This window comes from Psychrobacter sp. (genome assembly GCF_041554015.1).
GTDB lineage: Bacteria > Pseudomonadota > Gammaproteobacteria > Pseudomonadales > Moraxellaceae > Psychrobacter.
In genome coordinates this window covers 1-4,172 of sequence record NZ_JBFFMS010000075.1, presented here as the reverse complement: position 1 = coordinate 4,172, position 4,172 = coordinate 1, and the positions used below count along the sequence as shown (strand labels likewise).

11 protein-coding genes are annotated in these 4,172 nt (G+C 43.6%); all 11 read right to left on the bottom strand.

Going from position 1 to position 4,172, the window contains the following annotated elements; all coding sequences use genetic code 11:
- Positions 1-53 precede the first annotated feature (53 nt).
- The gene (locus ABYU67_RS11900) at positions 54-248 is read right to left on the bottom strand and encodes a hypothetical protein (protein WP_372845478.1); all 195 of its coding nucleotides are present in this window, start codon (positions 246-248) and stop codon (positions 54-56) included.
- Positions 245-754, bottom strand: a complete 510-nt coding sequence (locus ABYU67_RS11895) for a hypothetical protein (RefSeq protein ID WP_372845476.1) — start codon at positions 752-754, stop codon at positions 245-247. Before ABYU67_RS11895 ends, ABYU67_RS11900 begins: the two co-directional genes overlap by 4 nt.
- Complete coding sequence (locus ABYU67_RS11890; protein ID WP_372845474.1) at positions 747-1,046, bottom strand: hypothetical protein; 300 nt, start codon at positions 1,044-1,046, stop codon at positions 747-749. Before ABYU67_RS11890 ends, ABYU67_RS11895 begins: the two co-directional genes overlap by 8 nt.
- A gap of 166 nt (positions 1,047-1,212) precedes the next feature.
- Positions 1,213-1,428 (bottom strand): hypothetical protein, encoded by a 216-nt coding sequence (locus tag ABYU67_RS11885; protein WP_372845472.1) that lies wholly within the window; start codon positions 1,426-1,428, stop codon positions 1,213-1,215.
- Positions 1,425-2,060, bottom strand: coding sequence for a lambda exonuclease family protein (locus ABYU67_RS11880; protein WP_372845470.1), 636 nt, complete (start codon positions 2,058-2,060; stop codon positions 1,425-1,427). Before ABYU67_RS11880 ends, ABYU67_RS11885 begins: the two co-directional genes overlap by 4 nt.
- On the bottom strand, positions 2,038-2,838 hold the full coding sequence (gene bet, locus ABYU67_RS11875) for a phage recombination protein Bet (RefSeq protein WP_372845468.1): 801 nt from the start codon (positions 2,836-2,838) through the stop codon (positions 2,038-2,040). The genes ABYU67_RS11880 and bet overlap by 23 nt, the downstream gene beginning before the upstream one ends.
- An 11-nt stretch (positions 2,839-2,849) precedes the next feature.
- The gene (locus tag ABYU67_RS11870) at positions 2,850-3,098 is read right to left on the bottom strand and encodes a hypothetical protein (protein ID WP_372845466.1); all 249 of its coding nucleotides are present in this window, start codon (positions 3,096-3,098) and stop codon (positions 2,850-2,852) included.
- Positions 3,095-3,394, bottom strand: a complete 300-nt coding sequence (locus tag ABYU67_RS11865) for a hypothetical protein (protein WP_372845464.1) — start codon at positions 3,392-3,394, stop codon at positions 3,095-3,097. The genes ABYU67_RS11870 and ABYU67_RS11865 overlap by 4 nt, the downstream gene beginning before the upstream one ends.
- Complete coding sequence (locus ABYU67_RS11860; protein ID WP_372845462.1) at positions 3,394-3,606, bottom strand: hypothetical protein; 213 nt, start codon at positions 3,604-3,606, stop codon at positions 3,394-3,396. The genes ABYU67_RS11865 and ABYU67_RS11860 overlap by 1 nt, the downstream gene beginning before the upstream one ends.
- Positions 3,607-3,617: 11 nt before the next feature.
- Positions 3,618-3,896, bottom strand: coding sequence for a hypothetical protein (locus ABYU67_RS11855; protein ID WP_372845460.1), 279 nt, complete (start codon positions 3,894-3,896; stop codon positions 3,618-3,620).
- A 9-nt stretch (positions 3,897-3,905) separates the two neighbouring features.
- A partial coding sequence (locus ABYU67_RS11850; RefSeq protein WP_372845458.1) for a hypothetical protein occupies positions 3,906-4,172 on the bottom strand: 267 nt, incomplete at its 5' end.

Sequence of the window (4,172 nt, the reverse complement as noted above, 5' to 3'; positions counted from 1 at the left end):
CACGAATCCGCTAGGCACTGGATAAAGCGGCTCAAAACTCACTTCATATATATTCACAATCGCTCTCCTAATATTGTGCCATCAAAACAAGCAAGGCTTTTTATAGGCGTTATACCTTTGTCGCGCTCTGCAAGCAACGCCCTAGCAAAATCATAAACATAAGGGTTTAAATCCATTTCACCGTTCGGCTGCTCTTTGAGTTTAAAGCCGTTCGCCAGTGCGATTTCTTTTATGCGTTCGTTATTCACTTAGTCACCTCGCTAATCTGTAATTGCATGAGCATTGCTTCATAGAGTGCTTTTGTCTCGATTGGCTGCCAGTAGTAAACATCGGTTAAAAAGTCACCGCCATTCTTTACATCGCTAAAACCAATCATTGCGTCATCATCAAAATAATCAGCATTGAAATATAATGAGTATTCAATCTTAGCGCCTTCGTCATCGTTGTAACGATAGACGATAACCTCTTGCTGATGTGTGGGTAGCTGTTCAGTAGCTTTAATCCAAGTAGGCAAGGGCTTAACATACGGCTGCATCTTGTGAGGGTAGTGGTCAGTATTGACCCAAACTTTCAAATCGTCCAAGCTATCAAACTCCTTATTTCCATCACTGCCGCCCATCGAGTCAACCCAGTAAACCCTGAACTTATCGGCAAAATAGCAAACTCGATATGAAACACCTGCGCCCTGCGCTCTATGGTCTATGCAATCAACTGTGGTATGGTCAACCCACTTCAACGGCTGTAAATTATTCATCGTTTTGCTCCTTATCCAATTTATTAATCGCCATGCTGTAAATCTCGTTGCATACATTTTCTATCAGCGCATGCTGCTCATCTGCGCTTAGATTAACCACGACCTCTGATAGCGTCTGCGCCAGACTGTTAGCCATAGTCAGCAATACGCTATTAGCATCGCCATCGTTAAACGTGGTGATGTTGTCGTTATCGGTATAAGTAATAATGATTGCTTGGCGCTCTAATCCTTGAGCTGCGTTGTTAAAATTCTGAATAACACCTAATGCTTGTTTCTCGATATTCTTATTCATAACCAAATCCTCATTAATAAATAGGGTGACCTGCACTAAGTGCTATCGGTGGTCAATCGGCTTTGCCTCGACTGCTTTTTCAGAGCAACATGATTTCTCACGTAAGGAATTGTCAATCTCCGCCGCCAGCGTTATTGGTCACTACTGGCTAGGTAACCACTCAGTATTAGCCCCCTGAGCTGGGTATAACTTTATAAACATAGCCGCCAATTGGATTGTCACCAATGCGACTTATTAAGCCTGACTCAGTTAGCGTTTTTGCTTGACGCTGTATGCGCCGCTTATCAAATCCAGTTTTATCTACCAAGTAATTGACGCTTATCGCAAAATCGCTATCCCTGATAATCCTAAATACTTCAAGTGTTGCTTTGACTTCGCTCATGTTGCCACCTGCTCTACATGACCTTTTTTTGACGTGCCTAGGTTTTCAATGATTTGATTTAGTTTGGCATTGCAAGCTGCAACTTCGTTTTCGATTGCTTCAATATCAACGTCAGCCACATGAACACGGATAATGACGGTCTGTAGGTTTTCGCTGAAACGTGGATCATAACTAACAAAGTCACACCACTTGCGGCCAGTGCAAGCCAACTGCCATGTAATCTGTGGCATATATTCGTCAGGCACTTGCTGCGTGAGTATTGTATTCATGTGTGTTTCTCGGTTCGGACACTTAGCCTCAAGCAATCCATCTTTACCGATTAGACCATCAGGACTTGCGCCACTCATTGAGATAGTAGGGTGGTCAATCAATCCACAGCCAACGACAAACTCACCAGTGATGTTTTCATAACTTGCGATTGCGTCAGGTTCGTGGTCAATACCCCACTGCATAGCTGCATTGATATACCTGTCCTCAACCTCACCAGTTAACCTTTCAACCAACAGCTCTATCATGGTTCGGTTTAATGCCTTGCCCTTTTGAGGCTTAGCATCAATACCTTTGACACGGCTGGCAGTTATTTTTCCAACCCTGTCAGCGAGCCATTCATCATGCCTCTGTAGTAGGTTCATCGACCACCTCCGCATCGTCTATGGTTTCAGCTTCGGCTGCTTTTAAGTCAGCTTGTTGAGCCTTCTCTTTTAAGTTCGGACTAATTTCAGCCCATAAACGCTTAGCACCTTCTTTATCGTCTAGCGCATTGAGTGTTTTGTGAGCCTTCATAAGCTCGTCCATGCCTTTGTTTGCAGCGTCTAGCAGTATTGGTTGCTGCTCGTTGTAGAACTCGGTATAACCATCATCTACTGGCTCAACGTCCTTCATGGCATTCACTGGACTAGCGTTGATGCGCTGTGCTTCATCTTCGTCATAGATACCACTAAAACCAAACGCCATACGCGCACACTGAATAAACGCTTTATGTCTTAGCATTCGCTTTGGGTACTTCTTCCAAGGCTCAGTGTTCATCTTACATTCCGCTAAATACTCAGTAACGATAGTTGGGTGACTTCGATCCTTACGGTAAATCTTACAGACTGCGCTATCGTCGTCTTGTTCAAACTGAATACCGTCACATTGCGGATTGTCATTAACCAACCTTGCCCAACCATCTACAGATACGATAGGTGTAACCTTGCCACCTTTAGCAAAAGCATAAATCTCTTTAGTGAATGGGTTTAAACCGTACTGATTAGCAACCACCATTAAAGCTGCAAATTCATTGTCATCTTTAGCGTCTTTAAAAACAGTTGTTTTAAGCGTTTGGTAAAGGCTGCCAATATCAACACTTTTCATGTTTAGATTTTCAGACATTACCGCCAATTGGCTAGCTACTACGTTTGCGTTACTCATCGTCTTATTCCTTATTGCTGTTTGATTCTGCGTAGGCTCTCATTCGCAGCCTTAACCGTTTTGTATTCGTCAGACGCTCTATACTCGTCCGTATAGCCGTCAATAGTCGTCGGCTGCCATTCATTGCTAACTAACTTTTCACCGTCAATCTCGACCACTGTGTAAGCCTTGTCGTCGATGATAACCGTGTCGGCATTAGCAGCAGTGACAGTGATTGCGCCCATAAGAGCGCCAAACGTGATAAAAATTAGCCATTTCATGATTGCACCCCGTCTGCAAGGTCAGATGCTATTAAATGATCGACATCGATATAATCAAAACCTTCAACCTTTCCAACTGCATCAAGCACAATGTTAAAAAATTCAATCAACGGCATTTTGCTATTGCTCCAAAAGAAAACATTAAAGGTTTCGCCAGTAGAGTTATGCAGGTCGTCTATTACGGTTGGACTTTTTGATTCAGTCCAGCCAACAGGCGAAGTGTCTTTGACTGTTATTTTGTTTACAGGGCTATAAGTTTTAGTGCCGCAAACGCTTTTATAGTGATACTGGATCATTACGCCGCCTCGCTTTCATAGACCACAACATCAAGACCAATCTCACGGCTTAACATCTTGCTAAAGTTGTCAGCATCCCATTTATCAGTAAGCGGATAGCTCACCGACTCAGCACCGCCTAATCTCAACTCATGAATGACAGCCGTTTCACCGTCCAGCTCGTAATAAAACACTGCGGAGATAATCCCCATATCTACTATTTGCTTTAACATGGTCATGCTCCTTATGCGTGGTGGTCAATGAAATCTTGAGTGTCGTCAAACACTAGGATTTGACCCTTAAGCCCTAAATCCACATTTAACCGAGCTGCCATTCTCACGAATGAGTTGCTGTGGCCGCGCATAATCATGTGGCCAGCACATTGCAAATCAGTGTTCTTGTGGCATACAAACGATGGGCTTTCAGCTATTTGAATAGCTCGTTGCTCACCAAGCCAACCCTCCAAGCTATCTTCACGAAAAGGGCAGTCTTTACACGGTTTCTTTACGCATGGTATTTTCATGATGTGCTCCTATGCGTAAACTTCGTGGTAAAAATCGGTATCAATCGCGTTATCTTCATCAAGCAGTTTGTAATGCACTGCGTCATGGATAATGCGTTTGCCTTCTAGTACCAATGCGCTGTGGTCGCCTTCATCGATTGCGTAAGTACCATCGTCGCTATCAACTTCAATGTGGCGTATGCTGAGGTCTGTCAGCGTGTGGCGGTCATACTCAGTATTGAATACAACGGTTAAATCGTTTTCTTGGTCGAGCTCGAAGAAGATGGTAATGTCGTT